We start from the raw sequence: 22,831 nt of genomic DNA, 5'->3' as shown, positions 1-22,831 counted from the left end.
CCAGGATGATTTCCGTTACGGTCGCATCGCCCCAGGAGATCCACCCCCTCCCCTACCAACGGTTGCGGGAATGTGCCCGGGCCGTCGTCGAAGGGGAAGGTTTCAAGGAAGGCAAAATCAGCCTCGCCTTCGTGGATAATACGACCATCCATCGCATCAACAAGCAGTTTCTCAATCACGATGAGCCCACCGATGTGATTACTTTTCCCTGGAGCGGCTCCGGAGCAAAAAAGCTGGAGGGAGAACTGGTCATCGGTGTGGAGGTGGCCATTGAGCAGGCCATCGACCGCGGCCATAGCACCGATGAAGAGCTTTGCCTCTACGTCATTCACGGCTGCCTGCATCTGTGCGGCTACGACGACCGCAAACCCAAAGACTCCAAGTTAATGCGAAAGATGGAACGCCAGTATCTAGCGGCCCTGGGTCTTCCCGCCATCGCAGACGAATAGGAAAGTGAAATGATAGCGCAAATCAAACCGCGAGAGTTGGCCGACCTGATTGCCAACGGCGAGAATCTCTATCTGGTCGATGTGCGGCAACCGTGGGAAAACGAACACTGTCGGATCGCCAACAGTGTTCTGATTCCGCTGAACGAATTGATTGAGCATATGGGCGAGATCGATCCGCCGGAAGGGGCGAAGATCGTAGTTTACTGCCATCACGGCATTCGCAGCTTAACCGGGGCGACATTGATTCAACAGGCCGGCTTTCAGAATGTGGCCTCGCTGTCGGGTGGGATCGACGCCTGGAGCAAGCAGATCGACCCCAAGGTGCCGCTATATTAACCTCGTCTATTTTTTGCCTTTGGAAGCATCCCTCGCCGCCATTTCCTTGTTCACGAACTTTACGATAAACAAAAACGCGAAAGCCACCACCAGCATCATGATGGTAAGCATCGTAAAGTACACGCCCGGTCGCATCTCCGGATAATAACCGGTGATGGGGGCATTAATCGCCAGGTTGGCCACGCCGACCGTCGCCAGCCAGCAGCCGGTAATCAGACTTTTCATACTGTCGGGTGCGATGACGAAGGCCAATTCCAGTCCAGTGATGGAGACGAGAATTTCGGCAAAAGTTAGTATCAGATATGCGAAGATCTGCCACCAGACTGTGACTTGTTGTTCTTTGGGAACGTACTCGAAATTCGAAATCGTGATTTTCGCATCGGATTTCGTTTCGCCGGTCTCCGCCTTAGGAGCGCCGCTTTCAAATTTGGCCAAGGTCTCCTTAACGTAATCGGGTTTCGGAATCATGGAGATCACGGATTTCGGCGGGTTGACTGCATTGATGATCTTCTTGTCTTGAGCGTTATACAAGAGTGTAGATTTTTCGATATCGATCAGTCCGTTCGCGAAGACCAGAGTTCCGGCAGGTGTTTCGAGCGTCCCATCCTGGAAGTTCACTTTTTTCTTGACGATTTTTCCTTCCCCGAAGTGGAGGTTGAAATCCCCTTCCTGCAAGGAACCCGACGCGAATTTTTTATCGTCTTCAAAAGTCACCGTTTTATTTTTGTCCATGGGCAAATCGGCACCATCCAATTTGAAGGATTCCGCAGGGAGAATAAAATCCGCGAACGGAGTGGAGATTCTCAGAGTCTCCTTCATTTCGCCGGCCTGGAAACCTGCCCCGGCCATAATCAGCATGCACAAAGCAGTCAGCATGAACCCCGTAAACAACTTGGTAGTTGCCTTGATTTTTATGCCGCGACGATCCAAAAACTTCCAAAACCAGATGCTGATGGGAACGAAGATCAGGATGAAGAGCGAATTGAAAAACTGCAGTCCGTCCGAGGAGAAGGGAACTTCGCCGAGAATCGGCAGGTGGATTACCGTGTTGGAATAGGTGTCCGTGAAGTAAACCCAGGTGAATGACGATTGATCGAAGATTGCCCAGAAGAAACAGCACGGCGCAAAGAGTAAAACGACAAGACCCAGCACTTTCCATTTATCCGCAGTCTCTTCCGAGGTTGCGACCTTTCGTTCTCCAGTCTCCAAGGCATAATATTTTTTGCCCAGAGCAAAGATCGTCAGGGCCAGGGCCATGAAGGCAAATGGGGTCAGGAAGGCCACGCGGTAACCGTGGTGGTCACGCATGTAGGGCAAAATAATTTGCGATAAAAAGGCGCCGGTATTCACCGCAAAATAAAACCAGGAAAAAGCAGCGGATCGCAGTGTATCCTGCCCCGGCCTTTGCTGATCGTACGTCATACCCATTAGCGACGATATGTTCGGTTTTATTACACCCGAACCCATGGCTAACAAGGCGAGTGAACCGACAAAAACATAGTTATTCGGGAATCCGACTAAGAACTGACCGATCAGATAGGGCAAGGAAAAGCCCACAATGGTCCAATATTTTCCGAAGAAGTTGTCCGCGATGAAGCCGCCGATCAGCGGTGTGAAATAAACGGCTGCGAGAAACAGAGATTGATATAAGCTTGCATTCGCCTTGCTGATGCCTAACTCGTCAACCATATACAGAGCGAGAATCGCCCGCATCCCGTAGAACGAAAATCGCTCCGCGAATTCCCCCCAGAAAAAGAAACGAAAACCGATTGGGTGCCCCTTGGGTTGTGGGGCGGACGTCTCGCTCGTACTCAAGCGGTTGCTCCTGATAAAAGTCGTCAATGAGTTCGGGAAAAAGGAGATACTATCAGATGGCGAATTGCGACGAAACAGAGAATGCGAATTTCGCGTGAATATTTTTAGCGGAGAGGTGCTGCGATTTGCAGAAAGCCAGCGATCCGCAAACGAATCGCCAGCCGCATCGAACGCTTAAAAGAAATTAAGGAACGTTCGTCTTGTGCAGGTGACCCGTCGCAGCAACGTCTGTTCCGAAGAAGTCCCGGCAGCTACCAAACAGGAATTTTCCGTCGGTCCACAAGTTGCCGCAACCCAGCGGATTGGCGCACCCTTTATCGTCGCAGGAACCGTTCGGGCAAGCACCCAGCCGGGTCTTGATCTTCGCGTAAAAGCTCTTCTTGCCATCCTTATCGCAGGTGCTACAGGAGGCTGCCGATGCGGCACTGGTGACCACTTTCGTGGACGGCGTGACCACGTTGGTAACCGGAGCGGCTGACCCACCGCTGATAATGATCGTCTGGCCGGGCTGGACGATGACAGGAACCGGGGGATCTCCCGCGCGAACCGCGGAAGCCATCAATCCGGTAATAAACAGTAACGCGATGGCACGCATTTGGCGCCTCCCATGACGGTGATTCATCCGAGCTGGAATCTCCCAGCCTCTTCGATATCGGACCCCGCTGAAAAAATCTCAATCGAGAATAATGAGAAAAAAAGTCGAATCCGCTAAAGTTGGTAATTTGTGCCGAATTGAACTTCAGTAACAGTTATCAGCCGTCGAGAGCGCGGGGGGTATAATCCTCGGGACAACCCGCTTCGATGAAACTTTGCAGGATTACCACGGCCGACAGCGAATCGCGCAGCTCTTTCCGTTTTTTGGCCGAGATCTGCCGAAGGGCCAGCAATTCATCTGCTTCCGACGATGAGAACCGTTCATCCCAAAGGAAAACCGGTCGAGAAACGAAGGTTTTCAGCCACTCCGCAAAAGCCCGCACTTCGAGGGATTTCTTGCCTTCATTTCCACTCAGATGAATGGGCAGACCCAACACAATGGCCGCGATGGATTCCTCCATGAGAAGCTTTTGCAGAAACTTCTGATCGGCCTCCAGCGAACTTCGATTCAACTTGGGCAAGGGCGAAACGATGATCTTGTCCGGATCGCACACCGAAAGGCCGATCCGCACCGTGCCGAAGTCCATTCCCAGCAGCCGACCTGCTATCACAGAAATTTGTCCAGACCAGGCGCTTTCAATCGGTCCACAATCTGCTTCACGGCGGCTTCATCCTTACGGTCCGCAATCAAGGTGGCATCGCCATCCTGAATGATCAGTAGATTGGAAACACCGATCGTCGCAATCAATCGTTCGGAATCCCCGGCGATCACGCAATTGGAAGTGTCGATTCCCACATGATTGGCCTGGATGGTGTTGCCCTGAGCATCCTGCGGATTGCGTCGCTCCAGAGCCAACCAGCTACCGACGTCATCCCATTGATAGGGAGCCTGCAGGACGAGGACCTGCTTCGCTTTCTCCATCACTGCGTAGTCAATGGAGATCTTTTCGGCCTTGGGATATTCCTGCCGGAAGACGTGCTCCTGATCTGCGGTGCCCCAGGCATCGGCGATTTTTTGCACGACTTCCAGCATTTCCGGTTTTTGCCGTTTCAATTCTCCGAGAATAGCCGACACCTTCCAGACGAAAATGCCGCTGTTCCAGTAGAACTCACCGGAAGCGATGTACTTCTGCGCATCGTCAAAATTCGGCTTCTCACGGAATTGCTTCACCTCATAAACCGGGACATTCTGCTTTTGTCCCGCCGAGGCGCCACGCTGGATATATCCGTAGCCGACCGCCGGATAGGTAGGTGGAATGCCGAAAGTGATCAGCGCTTCGGGATGATCCAGGGCCAGTTGCTCCGCGGCGTGCACCGCCCGGCGAAATTCCTGTACCGGTTCAATGAGGTGATCGGCCGGCATAACGATGATAATGCCCGCCGGATGCTCCTTGGCGATCAGCGCGGCCCCCAAAGCGATGCAGGGAGCCGTGTCCCGTCCCATCGGTTCGCCAACCACGTGATTCTCATCCAACTCCGGCAATTGATGGATCGCTTCCGCCCGATGTGCGGCACTGGTGAGGATCCACACACGATCGGTCGGAACCTGAGATTCCGTTCGATCAATAGTCGATTGAAGGAGAGTGCGATCGCCGGAAAAGGTAAGGAATTGCTTGGGCTTTTTGACGCGGCTTCGGGGCCAGAATCGGGTGCCGCCACCACCGGCCATGATCATGGCATGGAGCATCTTGGATCTCGATAAATTGGAACCGCTAGCTCTAACTGTCTGCGATTCCACTAATTGGGTCTGATGGAAGATTATATAGCACGCTGCGCCGCCGCTGGGGATCCGGAGAAGTTCCTCAGCGATTTCGAGGTGTTAAAATCGTTATTATTCCCAATAGTTTGACATATCGATGCTCTGTACCGGCCCCACCCGTGCGGCAAACTCCACCGCATCCATGGCAAATCGGGGGCTAATCTCGAGCGGAACCAGCGACTTGAAGCTCTTATCAACCGGTACGGGCAACCTGGCGTGTCGGCACCAGTCGGCGGCCAGATTACTCAGCGCTTGCCGTACGGCTTCGGGCGAATCCTCCCCGGTGGCGTTCTTCAGGGGGGCGAACTCTTCCCGCCGTTTCTCCAGAATCAATAACCAGCGATCCGCCAGCGGCAGCGAATCGAAAATGAACATCTCGAATTTCAGGGCATTCTCAACCGTAGGCGAGTGGAAATGGCCGTTAGCATCGAGACAGGGAACTTTTTTGCGGGCGACATGGAAAGGGAGACGATGTTCACCTCGGGTGATTCGCTCGAGAAATTCCATCTCGAAGATATGAATGGCCGGGCTACCCGCTTTGTGCAGTAAATCCCCTTTTTCGCTCCGGGCATTTGCAAGCTCATCCGGTAAATCGGAGTACTCGACGATGTTGCAGCGTCCATTGATCAGCGCGAAAACACCCATTTTTTCTTTCGGATATTCCTTGGCGATCGCCTTCGAAGAAAGCTCCGAACGAGTAGCGACGTGTCGGCCGACAAAAGCGGGATCGCAAATTTTCACCAGGGGATTATCGACCTGGAAATAAAACAGGTGCTTGGTGCCCCGACGTTTCAGATCATCGAGCAGACCTGTTTCCGAAAGGGCCGTGAGCGTGCCGCCGTGTCCGTTGGGACTGGTGAAAATCAGCCCCGGTTTTTCGAGGAGCAGCCGTCCGGTCTGAATTTCCACCGAAGGCATCGTACCCTGCTGAAAGAACGTGATGTCTTCTTTCGGGAGCCCGAAGTAGTTGTTTTCTTCGAAATACTGTTCTGTATCGGTGTGGGTGGCCGGGCTGGTCATCACCAGCAAGGGAATGGACCGCGTGTACCGCCGGCGCAGGGCGAATACTTTCTCCACGTGGATCTGAAAGAGCGTCTTGTTGGAAATCGGCCCGACCGGATACATCCCTTTGGGCTTATCGAAGCCCAGCCGACTGCCCTGCCCGCCTGCAACGAGCAGAACCGCCAGTTCGCCATTAGAAAGCGCTTGATGCCCGATTTCCCGGGTTTCGCTGTCCCCGGAAGCGGCTTCTTCGAGGGGGGCGGGCTTGATGTGATCCGGATTCAGAGCCGGGAAAAGCTGATCCTGATTTGAGTAAAGCCGATCGATCAAACTGAGGTCGATGCCAGCAATCTGATTGATGAACGCCAACCGCTCCGCGTGAGTTAATTTTTCCCACCCCAGAAGCAGATGCTCCTGCCGGTGATTGGTCAGACGGTGAAACAAATCGGGAGGTAGATCGCGCATGGAATCTTCGTAGCGGATAAGGGATACACTTAGGGCTATTGTACACGGGATTGCCCTACTGCCCAAATCCCCGGCGAGCGCTTTTTAATTCCATTTTTTCTTAGATCCTCGCTTCTTTTTAATCTGCGGGGATGCGACATTTTCGCCCTTAAGTTTGGCAATCTTATCGCGAAGGGTGGCGGCTCGCTCGAAATCGAGTTCCTGGGCGGCTTTGAGCATTTCGGCCTGCAATTCCTCGAGGTATTCCGCCGTGATATAGTCCGCTTCGGATTTACCGGCCGCTTCCTGCGCGATCTGATGGGATTGAATCTCTTCCTCAATGAAATTTTTGATCGCTGTTTTTACAGTCCTCGGTGTAATCCCATGCTCTTTGTTGTAAGCGAGTTGCGCCTCGCGACGGCGTGCCGTCTCGCTCATGGCCCGCTGCATGGAATCGGTCATGCCGTCGGCGTAAAGTATGACCTCTGCGTTGACATTACGGGCCGCTCGACCGATGGTTTGGATCATCGAAGTGGTGCTGCGCAGAAACCCTTCCTTGTCCGCATCCAGAATGGCCACCAGCGAAACTTCCGGGAGATCGAGCCCTTCGCGCAACAGGTTGACCCCGACCAGAACGTCGAAGGCCCCTTCGCGTAACTCTCTAAGAACGGTAATACGCTCGATAGCATCCAATTCGCTATGCAGCCACTTGCAGCGCAAGCCGATGTCCTTGAAGTAGTTAGTTAAATCTTCGGACATTCTTTTGGTGAGCGTGGTGACCAGCACCCGCTCTTGGCGATCAGCCCGGAGCTTGATTTCCGTGGCGAGATCGGCCACCTGGCCACGGGCCGGTTTGATGTGGATCACCGGATCGACCAGCCCGGTGGGTCGAATGATCTGTTCGACGACCTCCCCGCCCGTGAAATTCAGTTCCACATCTCCCGGCGTGGCCGACATGCAAAGACACTGCTTCAACCTGCTTACAAATTCCTCGAATTTCATGGGTCGATTATCGAGCGCGCTGGGTAGTCGGAAGCCATGCTCCACCAGCGTTTCCTTGCGGCTGCGGTCGCCGGCATACATGCCCCGCACCTGCGGTAGGCTGACGTGGGATTCGTCCACCACACAGAGGAAATCCTCCGGAAAAAAATCGATGAGCGTATAGGGTGGCTCCCCCGGTTTACGGCCGGAAAACCAGCGGGCGTAGTTCTCGATGCCCGAGCAGTAGCCGACTTCTCGGAGCATATCCAGATCATAACGGCAGCGGGCTTTCAGCCGTTCCGCTTCGAGCAGTTTTCCTTCCTTTTTGAACTGTTCAAGCCGTTCGTTTAATTCTTTCTCAATGCCTTCTATGGCAATTCGAACCCGTTCCTCGGTCGTGACGAAGTGCTTGGCCGGGAAGATGTAGAGTTCGTCCTTCTCCTGTAGTACTTCGCCGGAGGTCGGGTTGATAACGAACAATCGCTCGAGTTCATCGCCGAACAGCTCGATTCGCAGGGCAATTTCCTCATGCGCCGGCCAGACTTCGATCACATCGCCGTGAACGCGAAACTTCCCGCGTTCGAAGGCGATATCGTTGCGCTGATACTGGATATCGACCAGTTTCAACAGCAATTTGTCCCGTTCGATCACCTCTCCTTTGGGGAGATAGACCATCATCCGCTTGTAGTCGCTGGGGGAACCCAACCCGTAGATGCAGGAAACGGAAGCCACGATAATCACATCTTGCCGGCTGACCAGGGCACTGGTGGCCGCCAGTCGCAACCGGTCGATATTTTCGTTGATGCTCGAATCTTTTTCGATGTAGATATCGCGCTGGGGAATGTAGGCTTCCGGCTGGTAATAGTCGTAATAGCTGACGAAATAATTGACCGCATTGTGGGGGAAGAAGTTCTTCAACTCCTTGTAGAGCTGGGCCGCCAGAGTCTTGTTGTGGGCCAAGACGAGCGTCGGTTTGTTCAGGGCGGCGATAATGTTGGCCGCCGTGAAGGTTTTACCCGTTCCGGTAGCCCCCAGAAGCACTTGATACTTCTTCCCGGCCGCAAAACCTTCGAGGAGTTGCTTGATGGCTTTAGGTTGATCTCCGGCAGGTTCGTACTCGCCAGACAGCTGAAATGGCAGACCCATCCCGGTCTCACTAGGTGAAATTACAATGCATTTACTACTATCTTGGCCGATCCGCCAACGAAATTCTATCTGAGTTGTTGATAATACGTAAGCGCAGAGGTTTTGCCGGCCAAAAATTCATGCCTTTCCCCTTGCGGACGGGCATATATTGGCAGACAATGATCTTACGTTTCGACACATACCTATTCTTCTAATTAGAGAGATCCCCTCCATGAGGCGATTTTTCCTCCTCGCATCGGTAGTGGCACTCTGGGGTTCCGTCTCCTCGGTTCTGGCAGATTACGTCATTATTCGCGTGATACTCAAGAACTCCGAAAGCCAAAGCATGGCTGGTAATTCGGGGCCAGGTGGAAAAGGCAATCCGGGTTCACCCGGTGTGCCCGGCGGACCCGGCGGTAGCGGCGGCCCTCCTTCCCCCGGCGGACCCAGTGGTCCCGGTGGACCCAGTGGCCCTGGCGTACCCGGTGGTCCGGGACCGCGCGGCGGTGGTCCGGGGGTACCCGGTGGACCCGGGGCTCCTCGAGGAGGTGGCCCAGGCGCTCCCGGCGTGCCAGGTGGTCCCGGCGGCGGCCAAGGTAATGCCGGCCAGAACTCCAGTATTACTCACGTCACGTTGAATCCCAACGATTACGTCACGGTTGTGCTTCAAGTAGACAAGATCCTGCCGGAAGAACGTCGGGCGGGGATTGGCACTCTCCCCGTCAGCATTCAGACAAAATGGGGTCGAACGTTCCTGTTCCAGGATCGCTCGGAGATTCTGGTCGATTTCGCACGCATGCCGAATCCGAACCCCCGTTTGCCGGGCTCGATCATCGCCACCCCCCTAAAAGCTTTTGAAAATCACCACAAGAACGCCCATAACGTACCCGAAGCTTTCCTGGCGGATGCCGATTTCGCGCTGGGTCGAGGCTTGCCCAACAAGGCCGCTTCCACTCTGGACGAGTTGATCGAAAAGATTGACAAGAATGAAATCAAAAACCCCTCGGAGCGGGTCACCAAGGCCATCGAGGCCTACAAGAAAATCAAGCCTTATCTGACGAGCCCGACCACGGTCGAGACGACGGCCAACAAGTGGACCAAACAGCTCAACGCGACCAAATTAACCAGCGAGCACTTCGCCATTGTGCATACCTCGCAGGAACCGGAACGCGATGGCATCCTCCGCCGTTTGGGCCATTTCGAAAAAGCGTACCAGAACTTCTATCTCTGGTTCGCGCTTCGCGGCCAGGCTCTGCCGCCGATCAAGGAAAAAATGGTTGTTGCCATTCTGAATGACGCCGAAAGATTCCGGGATCAGAAATCGGCCTTCGAAGTGACCGACATGGTCAACGACGGCTTCATCCTCCAATCGGAAAATGTGGCCATCCTGTCCCTGCAACGACTCGATTTGCCGGCCCGCACTTTCACCAGTTCCATGACCACGCCGGTCTATCGCGATTTCAGTCTGAGCAGCAACTTCAGTCGAGAAGATCTTCTCGCCGGTAAGTTCCCCCCCGGTACTAAAACCATTGGTACCGGGAAGTTGGTTAAGGAAGTAATTCGAGCGCAGACGCTGGCTTTGGTCGATGTCGCTCTTCAAGAAGAAGCGGAAATCGCCGCGGCGACCCATGAAGGGACACAGCTATTGATGGCCGCGACGAATCTGGTGCCTGCAACGGCGCCGGCTCCTAAGTGGCTGCGATTTGGTCTTGCCAGCTTCTTCGCGACTCCGAAGGGCAATTTCCCTCACGGTGCTCCCGTCAAGGTGGCCTTCTGGCCTGGCGCGGGTGCCCCCAACTGGTCTTACATGCGTTTCTTCACGGAAATGCTGGTTAACAAAGAACTCATGCGGGATCCCAAGAATCCTTTTAATGAGGCCAACCTGCTCCACGCGACACTGAGTGACGATTATTTCAGCGCCGCCCACGACCTGGCCAAGCTCGAGGAACACGCTCGCGAATTGACTGGCGGTTCGAATAACACCGTGGATGGCGGCGGCCGGGGCAACCACGAAGAAGACGCCAAGAGCCTCCTGAGCGGACTTGGATTGCCGGACTCGCAAAAAATGCTGCTTAAAGCCCGTACGCTTGCCTGGGCGCTGACTTATTACCTGATGAAGCAGCGCTACGACGAGTTCGAAAAGTATCTCAAAGAATTGGCCACCATGCCACGGGATGTGGAACTGGATGAAGCCGCTCTGATTTCGGCGTTCGGACATGCTTTCAAACTTTCGGAATCGTTCGTTCAGGATGAATCGCTCAAGGTGGAAGCCTTCATGGGCATGGGCAAGAACTGGATCGATTACATGAAGAAAGAACGGTCGCCGACCGAAGAGTTGAAGCTGGAACCCCCTGTGGCCGCACAGAATAACAATGGTGCAGGTCCAGGTTCAGGCTTCCCAGGTGGTCCAGGTGCACCCGGTGGACCGGGTGGGCCGGGTGTCCCCGGTGGACCAGGCGGACGTCCCGGACCGGGAGGTCCTGGCGGCGGTCGTGGTGGGCCTGGGGGTGGAGGAGGACCGGGTGGCGGAAATGGTTAATGCCCACCCTGGATAGATAAATCCGAAAGCTTCACCGAATTTTGGTGAGGCTTTTTTGTTGGGAGATATTTAGCGACGCATCGGAGCGCGAGCGAAGATGCGTTTAGCCCATAAGGTAAAACAAACTCCAGAACTCAAAGAAATGCTTTAAGAGGCTGACTGTTCATGTTCGAATGGCTCGAAGCGGAGATGAAACGCATAAAGACGCGGAAATTTCATCTGTTCGACGATCCGGTGGCTGAAGAGCTACAAGAGGCGGTAGATTCCTCCGATTTTCCACTCCCGCCATCATACAGAGAGTTTGTGAAACGCTTCGGAAACGCAAATCTTTACAGGCGTGGCCGTCACTGGTTAGTGAAAGTTTATGCGGGCCCGCGGGAAGCAGTTAGCGTAGAAGGGGAGGCATTGATTCATTTTGGTCGTACCGACACATCACTAGCATATTTTAAGGAATCTGAGTTAATAGCCGGCCAGGAATCACCTGTTTTTGAATGGTATCACTCGGCAGGAATCAGACGTACCGCCATTGGATTTGAAGAGTGGTTAAAGTCCAAATGTAAAGCAGCTCGAAAGAGATTTAAGAAACCCGAATGGGAAGAGATAGAGCGAGGCCCACTGCCTTTTTCCGAATTCGAGCGCATTATCATCGATTCACGAAAAAGATTCCGCTGGAGAGTGGTTGGTATTGCACAGAACGAAGACCTGCAATTTGAAATCACAAACGAATCGTCTCTTAATTTGGCATATTTTTCTATCGGTATTAAAGGGACATTACGCCCACCAAAATCTGGCCCCTTGAATGGAGGAATTCATCTGCCTGTCTCATTCCTGAATCCGGGAGAAACAAAGATCATCGAGTTCGATTGTTACAAAAAGTATGTACAACCGACTGACATCGTTGCATTCGATCTGCCGGACCCCGAGCCGGAGGACCGAGAAAATTACTGGGAATTTAGAACCGAACTATAACTTTGCCCATGAGCTAACACTCAACCTGTACAACTATTTTGAGTTTTTAGATTGCCATCATTTCGAGACTGGCAATTTCAATTTTAGTCCGAGATCCACCGGGTCCTTTTAACAAAGCATTTTCGCTGCGATGGGTCTCTTGTGGAAGTCTCAATAACCCGCTCCCTTGCCTTCGATCCTCGTATCGACACCGGCATAGCGCAAATGCGATTTCGGATCGATCCAGATGCTATGCGCATCCCCCTGCGAATTTTCCCATTTGATCGTATGCCCCATCTTCTTCAAAGACTCGATCATACTCAAAAATTCCGGATTACTCGAACGCTCGAAACTCACCGTATCGGGTAACCATTGCTGATGGCTGCGTGGGGCATTGACCGCCGCCTGCACATCCATGTCGAAATCGATCACATTCAGAATCACATTCAGGGTCGTGTTGATGATCGTCCGGCCGCCGGGACTGCCGGTCACAAGCACGGCATGGCCATTCTGCGCGACAATCGTCGGACTCATCGAACTCAGCATCCGTTTACCCGGCTGAATCAAATTCGGTTTGGTACCGATCCGGCCATAAGTATTGGTCACGCCCGGCTTGGTATTAAAGTCCCCCATCTCGTTATTCAAAAGGAACCCGGCTCCGTCCACCACGATGCGTGATCCGAAGGTCTCTTCCAACGTATACGTATTGGAAACTGCCATTCCGCTGGCATCCACGATCGAAAAGTGCGTAGTCTGCTTCGATTCCTTCTGAACATCTATATTGCCCGCCAGCGACAAGCTCGGTGTGGCTTTGCTCAAATCAATTTGTCCGGCCAGTTTCTTGCCATAAGACTTCGTGATCAATTCGGGATTGATCGTATTGAAATCGGGATCGCCTAGAAATTCGGCCCGATCCCGGAAGGCCCGCCGCATGGATTCAATAATCAGATGATTGGCCTCGGGCGACCAGCGGCCCATCTTTTTCAGATCGTAATTCTCGAGAATATTCAGCATCTCGATGATGGCCGTGCCACCCGACGAGACCGGGGGCGAACCGATGATGTCGTAGCCGCGATAGCTGGAATGCAGCGGCTGACGTTCCTTGGCCTCATAGGCTTTCAGATCCTCCAGCGTGATCAGGCCTTTCCCACGAGCCATCTCCGCGACGATCAACTCCGCCACCTTACCGGCGTAAAATCCTTCCGCCCCCTGCGTGGCGATGGCGTTCAAGGTGATCGCCAGGTCTTTTTGCACCAGGCGATCCTTCTCCTGCCATTTCGTGCCATCCGGTTTGGCAAAGTACTTCTGGAAGCCGGCGAAAGATTTCGAGCGGGCTACATAGCTGTTGAGCGCGGAGGCCAGGGATTTTTCGATGAGAAAGCCCTCCTCCGCGAGTTTCACAGCCGGAAGAAGCAGATCTTTCCAGGGCAGTTTGCCGAACTTTTTATGAGCTAGCTCCATTCCGCGCACCGTACCCGGTACACCGACGGCCCGGTGATTCAGCATGTCCTTTTCCTGAGCGAGAGTGTCCGCCGAGATTTTCAGGGGGGCCCGCTCGCGATAATCAAAGAACACCGGTTCGCGACTGTCCCCGGGATAGACCAGCATAAAGCCGCCGCCGCCGATATTCCCGGCCTGCGGATGCGTTACTGCTTCCGCAAAAGCCACGGCCACCGCCGCGTCGACCGCCGTCCCCCCTTTTTTGAGAATCTTGACGCCGACCTCCGCGGCCGGCGGCGAGACGCAGACCACCATCCCGCTTTTCGCGGTAATTGGCCCGGCCGGATTTTGCGCAGACGCCCCCAGCGTCTGGCAAACGAAGATTGCGAGAACGGCGAAAATTCGAAACATTCTTTTCACCCGAGGTTAGGGATGCGTCTTGCCGATAATGTGCGAAACGATCTCCACCGACATTTCAGTAAACTTCGGCGGAGGTACGATGTAAAAAGCGTTGATTTTCCCCAGCATATAGTCGATCAAATCGCAGGTGATTTTGATCCCTTGCTTGCGACCGGTTGGGCCGCTGAAGCCCTTCATCAGGTTGCGAACTTCATCCGTCAGGACGATACCAGGAACTTCGTTGTGGAGAAACTCAGCATTCCGTTCACTCAATAGCGGCATGATGCCGACGAAAACCGAAATGGGAATGCTCTTGATCGAATCCACCATCAAATCGAAGCGCTCCCGGTCGTACATCGGCTGAGTCATGGCGAAATGTGCCCCCTTCTCCGCCTTGCGACGTAGTCGATCGACCAGTGGTGCAAAATTGCGGCCGTTAGGATTGAAGGCTACGCCGATGGTGAACTGGGTCTTCTCGCCGATGCTCTGGCCGGAATGGGAAACCCCCTGATTGAATTTGGTGATGAGTTCGATCAATCCGAAACTATTGAGATCGTAGACGCTGGTCGCGCCCGGCGTATCGCCGACTTTGGCCGGGTCACCCGTCAGGGCCAGAATATTGTTCACGTTGCGAATCCGAGCTTCCAGCAGCTTCGATTGCAGGCCGAGCAAGTTGGAATCGCGACAGGCCATGTGCAAAATGACGGGAATTCCGGCTTCCCGCTGAACGATGTCGGCCAGCGTCAGATTGCCCATGTGCAGCGTCGCTACCGGGTTATCGGCCATGGTGATGGCATCGACGCCCATATCTTTCAGCTGCCGAGCCCTCTTCAACACCGGCTTGTAATCGAGCCCCCGGGGTGGATCGAGTTCCACGACCATCAGCGGCCGTTTTTTGTTTGATTGCGGCAGCCGGTGCAGGATCGAATCGGAATAAATCTGCTTCACCGGCGGGCTGGTTTCCAGCACGGCCGGAGTTACGGGGGCAGCGACTTCGGCAGGAACGATTTTGCGAACCGCCGGCTTTCGGACCGGCAGTTTTTCCCGTAACTTCCGGATAAATTCCGGCGTGGTGCCGCAACACCCGCCGATAATATTCACTCCTTTTTCCACCATATCGAGTGCGGAATTGACCAGATAGGGAATGGGAGCCCCAAACAGATACCGGCCATCGACATACTCGGGCAAACCGGCATTCAAGTAGGCACTCAGAAATGCGTTCGACCGGCTGGCCATCTGCTCGATGGCGTGCACCACGCAGCGAACCCCCCGGCCGCAGTTGGTACCCACCACGTCGGCCCCGGCCGTCAGCATGGCCTCCATCGCCGCCAGTACCGAGACGCCGTGCTGCGTGTGACCTTGCTCGTGAAAAGCCATCTGGGCGATGACGGGCAGATCGGTTTTCTGTTTGGCCACCTTAATGGCCAACTGAATCTGCCGCAGATCGGAAAACGTCTCCAGCATCAGCACATCGGCGCCCGACTCCGCCAGGGCGATAATCGGCTCGGCGTAAATCGATTCAATTTCCGAGTCGGAAAAAGCCTTGGTATCAAACGGCCCCAACGGTCCTACCGAACCCCCCACGAACGCTTTGCTACTGGCCGCTTCGCGAGCCAGTGCAACCCCGGCCCGGACCAGATCGGCAATTTCCGTGCTGCCTTCGGTGGTTCCCAACCGGAGGCGATTGGCTCCGAAGGTGTTGGTTTCGATGAGCTGCGAACCGGCATCGATATATTGCTGGTGAATTCGGCGAATCAGATCGGGATCGCTGGCGTTCAGACGCTCGTAGGCCATATCCCGGTTGACACCGAGATCGCCCAGCATGGTGCCCAAAGCCCCATCGCCCAGGAGCACTTCTTCCGACAACCGATGGAGAAACTCATCTTTACGCACAGATTTACCTACATCCGCAATGTGTGATTTTCACAGAAATGATATTCACTGCAAGAACTTAAAGCCATCGAAACCATCGCTTTACGTGGCCGAAGTCCTTATTTCCACTTGCGATACTGTCGCAGGGCCGCCAGAGTGCGCTGAAAATCGGCCGGAAGGGGCGCTTCGAATTCCATCCACTTACCCAGCCTGGGGTGTTTGAACCGCAGCCGGAAAGCGTGCAGGGCCTGCCGTTCCAGCAACTTCTCATCCTGTCCGGCCGGCAGATTCTCCGCGATATCCGACAGATTAATGTGATCCCGGCCGCCGTAGACTTTATCGGCGAGAACGGGGCAGCCGGCACTTGCCAGGTGGATGCGAATCTGGTGCGTCCGGCCGGTTTTCGGCTGGCAGCGCACGAAGGTGTGACCCCGAAAACGCTCCATCACTTCGTAGAAGGTACAGGCGTCCTTGGCTTCGAGATCTTCGGTATCCGAGGTCGTGAACATCTTCACCCGATCGACGGGGTGATGCTTGATCCGCAACTCGATGTAGTCGCTGTCGCGATCCAACACCCCGGCGGTAAGCGCGGCGTACTCTTTGAAGACCGTCCGCTTCTCGAAGGCACTGCACATTTCCCGGTGCGTATACTCTTCCTTGGCGATCAAGATTGCCCCGGAGGTGTCTTTATCCAGTCGGTGAACAATTCCGGCCCGATGTTCTCCCCCCGCGTTGCTTAATTCCTTGAAGTGATATTGCAAGGCATTGACGAGTGTGCCGCTCCAGTTTCCCTTGGCCGGATGGACGACCATATCGAACGGCTTGTTGATAATCGCCAGATACTCATCTTCATAGATGATATCCAGCGGAATATTTTCCGGAACCGGGATCGCATGCGTGATCATCGGGAACTGGATCCAGAGTTTGTCCCCGTTGCGGACTTTATGACTGGCTTTGGAGGGCTTGCCATTCACCAAGACGTTGCCGATTTTGATGGCGTCCTGAATGATGGAACGGCTGTAATCGCCGCAGTTGAGCTGAATGTACTGATCGAGTCTCATTCCCTCGATTTTGATCCGGACTTCCAACTCGACCGGATCGGGCATGCGGTGCGGCGAAAAATCGATGGGTTCTAAGATTTCCTCGTCAGACATCTATCACTTTTTCTCGGGATCTTTCTTGGGAGCATCGGTGATGCCCGGGGCCTTGGTTTCAGGAGCCTTGGTTTCCGGGGCTTTTGAGGATTCCGTGATTCCGGGGGCCTTTTTCTCCGGTTCTTTCTTTTCGGGAGCTTTCTTTTCTCCGTCTTTCTTCTCGGCGGGAGCCTTCAGTTCCGGAGCTTTCTCTTCGGTCTTGGGCTTATCCGGCGTCGGCGTGGGAGACTTCAAATCGGGCGATGTCCCCTTGGTTTCAGTTTTGGCTGGCTCTTTATCCAGAGTCGCAGTGTAGAACGTCCGCTGCAGGTCGGTGTAAAAGGAAACAATCGTATCCCGTTTTTTCTTCTTCTCTTCGATCAACTCGGCAATCTTCTTACCAATATCGCTTTCGGGCCGAATCTTCGCGGCGGCTTGCAGATAGGTTAAAGAACGGTCAAAATCTCCCCGTCCCGACGAGTCGGTTTCCGATTTAGGCACGCCAATCAGAACTTCTTCCGCTTTGGAAGCATCCAGGTAAGCTTCCATCTGAGCCATCTGGTTGTTTTCGAGTTCCTTGGCGGCTTCCAGGAACAGCTTCTGAGCTTCCTCAACGCTATTTGCGGCGGCCAGACGGTCTTTCACGGTGATGGTCGCCAGCTTATCGAGGCCATCCGAACTCATCAGCAACCGGGCGTAGCGCAACTTGGCGATGCTGCCGGCCTCTTTGCCTCGGAACTTCTCCATGAGCTCTTTGAGCTTTTCCTTGTCGAAAGCCCGATCCAGTTGCACCCAGCGGTCGGCATCCTCGTCTCGATTCAGTTGAGACATGTACCGAACTAAAATCGCGGCAGCGAAAATCAACAGCCCGACGCCCACCCAGGCGGCGATCCGTCGGCGATTCACATACTTCACATGTGCCAGCGCCTTGACCAGTTCGTTCTGTTCGATTTCGTGTCGTTCTTCCGCTTTCATGCTCGGAATTCCTAATTTCGGCAGGGAAAACCCGGTTTCCCGCCGAATGTGATGATTCGCTTTAGACTGTTGATCTTAGTGTCCCACGGAAATGGGGCAATGTACTTGACCAAACGAACAAATGAAAATTGAGGATTATTCCACGACTGGGGAAAAAATGAAGCCTTCGGAGATTCGCATCCCGGAGGCTTTTCGTCACTCAAACTCAAGAGTTTCCGATTCTCACGTTACTGTGGCGTGACCCGCAACGGCTGCCGGTTGGCGTAAAGATCCTTGCGGTACTGGTACTCCTCCCTCTGATCGGGCTTGTTTACCAGGGCAATCGCCTTTTCGATCCAACGCACGGCATCATCGTACTTACCGATTTCCGCATTCGCGGCGGCCAGAGTATCCAGGTAATTCGGGTTGGTGAACTCGGTCAATTCACAGGCCCGCGTGGCACAATCGACGGCCCGGCGACCGTTCCGGATTGTCGGATCGGGAACCGTGCTCCAGATCCAGCCGAGGCTATTGAAGGTTTCGGCACTGTTCGGATCGATTTTCAAAGCGTGCATATGGTCGCGCACGGCCTTGGCATATTCCTTCGTCCGGTAATAGATCGCGGCCCGGCGATTGTAAATCCGGTCGCTGTCCGGGTCGAGTTCCATAGCCTTGTTGAGATCGCCCAGAGCCCCGGTTGCATCGCCCGTCTGAAACCGGCTTTCGCCGCGATATTCCCAGGGAGAAGGATTCTCGGGCTCATCTTCGATGGCTTTGGCAAAATCCTTGATGGCTTCCGCATGCCGGGCCATGTCCGCCAGCAGCAAGCCCCGGCCATTCAAAGCCCAGGTGTTCTCGGGATCGAGTTCCAAAGCTCGCGAGAAATCGCCCAACGCCTCTTCCTTGTAACCCAGGCCCCAAAAGGCGCCCGCGCGACGACAGAGCGCGTAAATATTATCCGGCTTAATTTCCAGAGCTTTATTGAAATCCTCAAGGGCTTCCTGTCGCTCTTCCAGCGACAGGCTCAAATCGGCTCGCATCACCAGATAGTTCGAGGCATTCACCGGATCGAGCTCGAGTGCCCGGGTGAAATCGGCCTTAGCTCGGCCGCTATAGCCGGCTTCCGCGTGAATCTTGCCGCGCAGGGCGACGAATTCCGCATGGGCCTCGTCGAGTTCCAGCCCCTTCTTGCAATCGGCCAGAGCCTCTTCGAGTTGTCGCTGTCGGAACAGGTTGCTGGCCCGCTCGTAATACAACTGAACGTCGTCGGGCTTCAGGCGAATGGCTTCATCGAGGTCGGCGATGGCTCGGGGAATATTTCCGGCTTTGATGTAAGCTGTGGCTCGCAGCCGGTAACCTGCCGCGGCGGTCGGGTGAAGGCGAATCGCCTCACTAAAATCGTCGATCGCGTCTTTCCAATTGCCTTGCTTCAGATTGTCGGAAGCCCGGTTGAACAGATCCTGGGCCTCGTCGGTCGGTTTGGAGGTTGATTGATTTTTTCCAGCCATGAAATTGCCTCCAGTTGTATGGTTGTCCAATTAAGGCGGGGTCCAAATAGCTGGCCGATTCCTAAAAGATTAAAAAACCGACCGGCTACTTATAACCAATTTCCCCGCCCAAACAACTGCTAACGACGCGGAATGAAAATCTTTGGCGATCCCACTTTTTGTGCCAAATCGTTTAATTTCGCCACATCGCCGGCCAGTATCGCATCCCATTCGGCCGTGAGTTGACTCAATTCCTTTTCCATCTCCGCAGTCACTTCACGAACGCCTTGCGTGGGTGCGCCATCCGATTCGCGGCTCGCCTCATATAGATTGACGAGTTGCGAGTACAATTTCGCACCGCCGCGCATTGCTAATATATCGTAGGACACTTGTGCCTTGGGATTGTGCAGTTTTTGCTCTAAATTGTCGAGCTTGGTTGCCAGATCGGTCGCCGCTTTCACCCAATCCTTAGTTGATTGTTCATCCTTGAGAATCTCTTGATGCAGCTTGATCTGCTTCTGTATCGCCCGCAGTTTGCCAACAATATCGGACAGCTTGCTGATGTCCTCTCGTAATTGCAACGAAAATTTTTCCTGAACTTGCATCTGCTCGGTCAGCTTCGGATCGAGCTTGCCGTTCACATTCGCCGCGAAAATCAGACCGGGCTGGCTCAAACGCGGATCGGCCCAAACTTCGAACTTACCTGTAATGACTTCTTTGTCAAACGTCAGGTTCACGGTGTAAGTACCGGGTGCAACCAGTGGGCCGCTGCTTGGATCGCCGAGATCGACTTTGGCTTTACTGATGATTTCCGGGGCGGCGTGTGCCAGATCCCAGACAAAACGGTTCAGACCCGCTTCAGCCGGAATTTCCGGCGTCCTCACTTCCGGGAAGCCGCCATCGGGCGAGAAGTCGGGCTTATCCTTCTTAGAGTTCTTCGCATCCCAGTAGACAATTCTTTGCCCAGCCGCGTTCTTTATCTCCAAGGTCGCCGGTTTTTTCGACTTGTCCTTCAAATAATACTGGAACACGGCCCCATACGGCGGATTCTCTCCGGCTCCCAGCGTCTGGTGCCCCGAGATCGAACCGCCCAGCCGCCAGCGAATTGCCGGGCTGGTGGTGAAAAGGTGAGCTTTCTTATCTTCAATTTCTTCTTTCCACTCCCGCAGAGCGGTGATATCGTCCAGAATCCAGAATGACCGGCCACAGGTAGCCAGCACCAGGTCATTCAATTTCACCTGAATGTCATGCACGGCCACGGCCGGCAGGTTCAGTTGCAACGGCTCCCAGCTCTCGCCGTTGTCGAAAGAAAGCTGCACGCCCCGCTCGGTGCCCAGATAAAGTAGGCCCTTGCGCTTGGTGTCCTCCCGCACTGCGTGCAAATAGACTTCCGGGTCCAGCCCTTCGGTTATGGCCTTCCAGGTTTTGCCGAAGTCGGTGGTCACCCACAATAAGGGTTTGTAATTATCGAGCCGATGAGCTTCCGCAACGACATAGGCCGTTCCGGCGTCATGCGGGCTGGCTTCGATGCAGACAATCGTGGCCCAATCGGGCATGTCGGGGATGGCCGAGGTCACGTTGGTCCAGGTCTTACCGTCATCCTTGGAAATTTGCACCAGGCCATCGTCACTCCCGGTCCAAAGAACTCCCTTCTGTTTGGGAGATTCGGCCAGAGCGAAAATAGTCCCGTAGGTTTCCACGCCGGTATTATCCCCGGTGATCGGCCCGCCGGACCACTTCATCTTGGTGCGATCATTTCGCGTCAGATCGGGAGACACCTGCTGCCAGGTTTTGCCGCCATCGATTGTGCGATAGAGGAAGTTGCCGCCGTGGTAAACCACTTTGCTATCGAACTTGGAAATCAGGATCGGGGCAGTCCACTGAAAGCGAATACGCAGATCTTCCGCTCCATGACCGGAAGGATCATAGGGGTAGATCGTGACATTCTGGCTCTGTCCGGTCCGGGCATCGTGGCGGGTAATGATGCCGCCGTATTCGCCCGAATAAATAACGTTCGGGTCGCTGGGATCGGGAACGGTGAAGCCGGTTTCGCCGCCGCCCACGCCCTTCCAGTCGCCCAGTACAATACCGGAACTCTTGAGGGAATTGCTCGGACCATGTGCGGTGCCGACATCCTGCATGTTACCCATCACGCGATAGGGAAACTGTTCATCGACGTTGACGTGATAGAACTGAGCAATGGGCAGCGGCGGATAGAACCAGCTATTGCCGCCATCGGTGCTGATATCGACCCCACCGTCGTTGGCCCCGATCATCCGCTTGGGATTTTTGGGATCGATCCAGAGATCGTGATTATCGCCGTGATGCATGCCGCCGACCCGGTTAAAGGTCTTCCCGGCATCGATCGATTTCAGCATGTTCACCTGCGGCATCCAGATGACATCCGGATTGCTGGGATCAACTGTCAGCGTGCTATAGTACCAGGCCCGCTGGCGGATCGCTCGTTCGCCGCTGGCTTTCGTCCAGGAACTGCCGCCATCGTTGGAGAGGAACAAGCCCCCCTTTTCCGCTTCAATGGTTGCGTAGACGCGATTGGAATTCGAAGGTGCGATCGCAATGCCGATTTTGCCCCAGGGTGCGGGTGGCAGAGCGTCCTCATCCTCTTCCTTGGGTTTATCCTGTTTCTTTTTCTTTTTGTCGGTTACGCCCGGGCCAATCTGGTCCCAGGTGTCACCGCCATCGCGGGAAACGTAGAGGCCGCTGCCCGGCCCGCCACTGGTCATGTCCCAGGGTTTGCGACGAGTCTGCCAAAGTCCGGCGAAAATCACGCGAGGATTATTCGGGTCGATGCAGACATCGGAAGCCCCCGTGTCGTTGTCTTTAAATAAAACGCGGTTCCAGGTTCGGCCACCATCGGTGGTGCGGTAGACGCCTCGTTCCGGATTGGGTCCAAAAGCATGTCCCAGCACCGCCGCAAAAGCGATATCGGGATCCTTGGGATGCACGGCCATCGTTCCGATATGGCCGATCTGCTTCCAGACATGTTTCCAGGTTTTACCGGCATCGGTCGATTTGAAGATACCGATGCCCGCCGCGCAGTTACCGCGAATATTCGCTTCGCCGGTACCGACGTAAATCACGTTCGGGTCGGAAACCGAAACGGCTATCGAGCCGATGGCCTGGCAGGGTTGATCGTCGAAAATCGGTTTGAAGCTGACGCCGCCATCGGACGATTTCCAGACACCGCCGGAGGCCGAGGCGGCATAGTAAGTCAAGGGATCGCCCGGAACGCCGAAGACTCGGGACACTCGGCCGCCGGTGCCTGGCCCGATAGAGCGATAGCTTAATTTATCGAACCCGGCGGGGGCTTTGGCGGGACCATCGTCCGCCTGAACGGGAGCGTAAAACAATGCAAGAACGAGTAAACAAAGAAGTCGAGTCATGGTTTTGCTAGGATCCGATGAGTTTATCGCTGAGGATAGTCACGAAATCGATGCTAACCGAATTGACCTGAATTTGCACGAACTAGGAACACGAAAATTCCTTCCGGTTGGGGATGAGTAGCGATTCTGCCGACTTTGACAGATAACATC

General features: G+C 54.5%; 16 protein-coding genes. 4 read left to right on the top strand and 12 right to left on the bottom strand.

The window, feature by feature from the left end; all coding sequences use genetic code 11:
- Positions 1 to 5 precede the first annotated feature (5 nt).
- Together ybeY and KIH39_RS26230 are read left to right on the top strand one after the other, a co-directional pair.
- Positions 6 to 449, top strand: a complete 444-nt coding sequence (gene ybeY / locus KIH39_RS26235) for an rRNA maturation RNase YbeY (protein ID WP_213497101.1) — start codon at positions 6 to 8, stop codon at positions 447 to 449.
- Positions 450 to 458: 9 nt separating this feature from the next.
- Positions 459 to 785: a rhodanese-like domain-containing protein gene (locus tag KIH39_RS26230; RefSeq protein WP_246539437.1), complete on the top strand. Its 327-nt coding sequence runs from the start codon at positions 459 to 461 to the stop codon at positions 783 to 785.
- Positions 786 to 791: 6 nt separating this feature from the next.
- Here the strand turns inward: KIH39_RS26230 and KIH39_RS26225 are convergent, their stop codons facing one another.
- The 6 genes from KIH39_RS26225 to uvrB all read right to left on the bottom strand — a co-directional run bounded on the left by KIH39_RS26225 (position 792) and on the right by uvrB (position 8,526).
- A complete protein-coding gene (locus KIH39_RS26225) occupies positions 792 to 2,600 on the bottom strand; it encodes a peptide MFS transporter (protein WP_213497099.1) in 1,809 nt (602 codons plus the stop codon).
- Positions 2,601 to 2,784: 184 nt separating this feature from the next.
- Positions 2,785 to 3,195, bottom strand: a complete 411-nt coding sequence (locus KIH39_RS26220) for a hypothetical protein (protein ID WP_213497097.1) — start codon at positions 3,193 to 3,195, stop codon at positions 2,785 to 2,787.
- 157 nt (positions 3,196 to 3,352) lie between these two features.
- The gene (gene ruvX, locus KIH39_RS26215) at positions 3,353 to 3,805 is read right to left on the bottom strand and encodes a Holliday junction resolvase RuvX (protein ID WP_213497095.1); all 453 of its coding nucleotides are present in this window, start codon (positions 3,803 to 3,805) and stop codon (positions 3,353 to 3,355) included.
- Complete coding sequence (locus tag KIH39_RS26210; RefSeq protein ID WP_213497093.1) at positions 3,802 to 4,881, bottom strand: mannose-1-phosphate guanylyltransferase; 1,080 nt, start codon at positions 4,879 to 4,881, stop codon at positions 3,802 to 3,804. The genes ruvX and KIH39_RS26210 overlap by 4 nt, the downstream gene beginning before the upstream one ends.
- A gap of 144 nt (positions 4,882 to 5,025) precedes the next feature.
- Entirely contained in the window at positions 5,026 to 6,420 is a 1,395-nt protein-coding gene (locus KIH39_RS26205; RefSeq protein ID WP_213497090.1) for a UTP--glucose-1-phosphate uridylyltransferase, read from the bottom strand.
- Between the two features lie 84 nt (positions 6,421 to 6,504).
- Positions 6,505 to 8,526 (bottom strand): excinuclease ABC subunit UvrB, encoded by a 2,022-nt coding sequence (uvrB, locus tag KIH39_RS26200; RefSeq protein ID WP_213497088.1) that lies wholly within the window; start codon positions 8,524 to 8,526, stop codon positions 6,505 to 6,507.
- Positions 8,527 to 8,737: 211 nt separating this feature from the next.
- On the opposite strand from uvrB, the gene KIH39_RS26195 reads away from it, so the two are divergent.
- Complete coding sequence (locus tag KIH39_RS26195) at positions 8,738 to 11,044, top strand: DUF1570 domain-containing protein (protein WP_213497086.1); 2,307 nt, start codon at positions 8,738 to 8,740, stop codon at positions 11,042 to 11,044.
- 165 nt (positions 11,045 to 11,209) lie between these two features.
- Positions 11,210 to 12,013, top strand: coding sequence for a hypothetical protein (locus tag KIH39_RS26190; protein ID WP_213497084.1), 804 nt, complete (start codon positions 11,210 to 11,212; stop codon positions 12,011 to 12,013).
- A 150-nt stretch (positions 12,014 to 12,163) separates the two neighbouring features.
- Here KIH39_RS26190 and ggt read toward each other — a convergent pair whose 3' ends face one another.
- The 6 genes from ggt to KIH39_RS26160 all read right to left on the bottom strand — a co-directional run bounded on the left by ggt (position 12,164) and on the right by KIH39_RS26160 (position 22,681).
- Positions 12,164 to 13,843, bottom strand: coding sequence for a gamma-glutamyltransferase (gene ggt / locus KIH39_RS26185; protein ID WP_213497082.1), 1,680 nt, complete (start codon positions 13,841 to 13,843; stop codon positions 12,164 to 12,166).
- Positions 13,844 to 13,858: 15 nt separating this feature from the next.
- Entirely contained in the window at positions 13,859 to 15,724 is a 1,866-nt protein-coding gene (locus tag KIH39_RS26180) for a bifunctional homocysteine S-methyltransferase/methylenetetrahydrofolate reductase (RefSeq protein ID WP_213497080.1), read from the bottom strand.
- Positions 15,725 to 15,822: 98 nt separating this feature from the next.
- Complete coding sequence (locus KIH39_RS26175; RefSeq protein WP_213497078.1) at positions 15,823 to 16,857, bottom strand: RluA family pseudouridine synthase; 1,035 nt, start codon at positions 16,855 to 16,857, stop codon at positions 15,823 to 15,825.
- A gap of 3 nt (positions 16,858 to 16,860) precedes the next feature.
- Positions 16,861 to 17,811 (bottom strand): hypothetical protein, encoded by a 951-nt coding sequence (locus KIH39_RS26170; protein WP_213497076.1) that lies wholly within the window; start codon positions 17,809 to 17,811, stop codon positions 16,861 to 16,863.
- Between the two features lie 227 nt (positions 17,812 to 18,038).
- Positions 18,039 to 19,298: a tetratricopeptide repeat protein gene (locus KIH39_RS26165; RefSeq protein ID WP_213497074.1), complete on the bottom strand. Its 1,260-nt coding sequence runs from the start codon at positions 19,296 to 19,298 to the stop codon at positions 18,039 to 18,041.
- Between the two features lie 119 nt (positions 19,299 to 19,417).
- Positions 19,418 to 22,681, bottom strand: coding sequence for a WD40/YVTN/BNR-like repeat-containing protein (locus tag KIH39_RS26160; protein ID WP_213497072.1), 3,264 nt, complete (start codon positions 22,679 to 22,681; stop codon positions 19,418 to 19,420).
- Between the last annotated feature and the right edge of the window lie 150 nt (positions 22,682 to 22,831).

Origin of the sequence: Telmatocola sphagniphila (assembly GCF_018398935.1) — a bacterium.
Taxonomy (GTDB): Bacteria; Planctomycetota; Planctomycetia; order Gemmatales; family Gemmataceae; genus Telmatocola; species Telmatocola sphagniphila.
The sequence above is the reverse complement of the archived record's forward strand: the minus strand, read 5'-3'. Positions and strand labels throughout refer to the sequence as shown.

What these genes read in the sequence shown, in the direction of transcription:
- KIH39_RS26170 (WP_213497076.1), bottom strand. Translation starts at nt 17,811, where the DNA reads ATGAAAGCGGAAGAACGACACGAAATCGAACAGAACGAACTGGTCAAG.
- KIH39_RS26220 (WP_213497097.1), bottom strand. Translation starts at nt 3,195, where the DNA reads ATGCGTGCCATCGCGTTACTGTTTATTACCGGATTGATGGCTTCCGCG.
- ggt (WP_213497082.1), bottom strand. Translation starts at nt 13,843, where the DNA reads ATGTTTCGAATTTTCGCCGTTCTCGCAATCTTCGTTTGCCAGACGCTG.
- KIH39_RS26230 (WP_246539437.1), top strand. Translation starts at nt 459, where the DNA reads ATGATAGCGCAAATCAAACCGCGAGAGTTGGCCGACCTGATTGCCAAC.
- uvrB (WP_213497088.1), bottom strand. Translation starts at nt 8,526, where the DNA reads ATGGGTCTGCCATTTCAGCTGTCTGGCGAGTACGAACCTGCCGGAGAT.
- KIH39_RS26205 (WP_213497090.1), bottom strand. Translation starts at nt 6,420, where the DNA reads ATGCGCGATCTACCTCCCGATTTGTTTCACCGTCTGACCAATCACCGG.
- KIH39_RS26160 (WP_213497072.1), bottom strand. Translation starts at nt 22,681, where the DNA reads ATGACTCGACTTCTTTGTTTACTCGTTCTTGCATTGTTTTACGCTCCC.
- KIH39_RS26190 (WP_213497084.1), top strand. Translation starts at nt 11,210, where the DNA reads ATGTTCGAATGGCTCGAAGCGGAGATGAAACGCATAAAGACGCGGAAA.
- KIH39_RS26195 (WP_213497086.1), top strand. Translation starts at nt 8,738, where the DNA reads ATGAGGCGATTTTTCCTCCTCGCATCGGTAGTGGCACTCTGGGGTTCC.
- ybeY (WP_213497101.1), top strand. Translation starts at nt 6, where the DNA reads ATGATTTCCGTTACGGTCGCATCGCCCCAGGAGATCCACCCCCTCCCC.
- KIH39_RS26165 (WP_213497074.1), bottom strand. Translation starts at nt 19,298, where the DNA reads ATGGCTGGAAAAAATCAATCAACCTCCAAACCGACCGACGAGGCCCAG.
- KIH39_RS26210 (WP_213497093.1), bottom strand. Translation starts at nt 4,881, where the DNA reads ATGCTCCATGCCATGATCATGGCCGGTGGTGGCGGCACCCGATTCTGG.
- KIH39_RS26175 (WP_213497078.1), bottom strand. Translation starts at nt 16,857, where the DNA reads ATGTCTGACGAGGAAATCTTAGAACCCATCGATTTTTCGCCGCACCGC.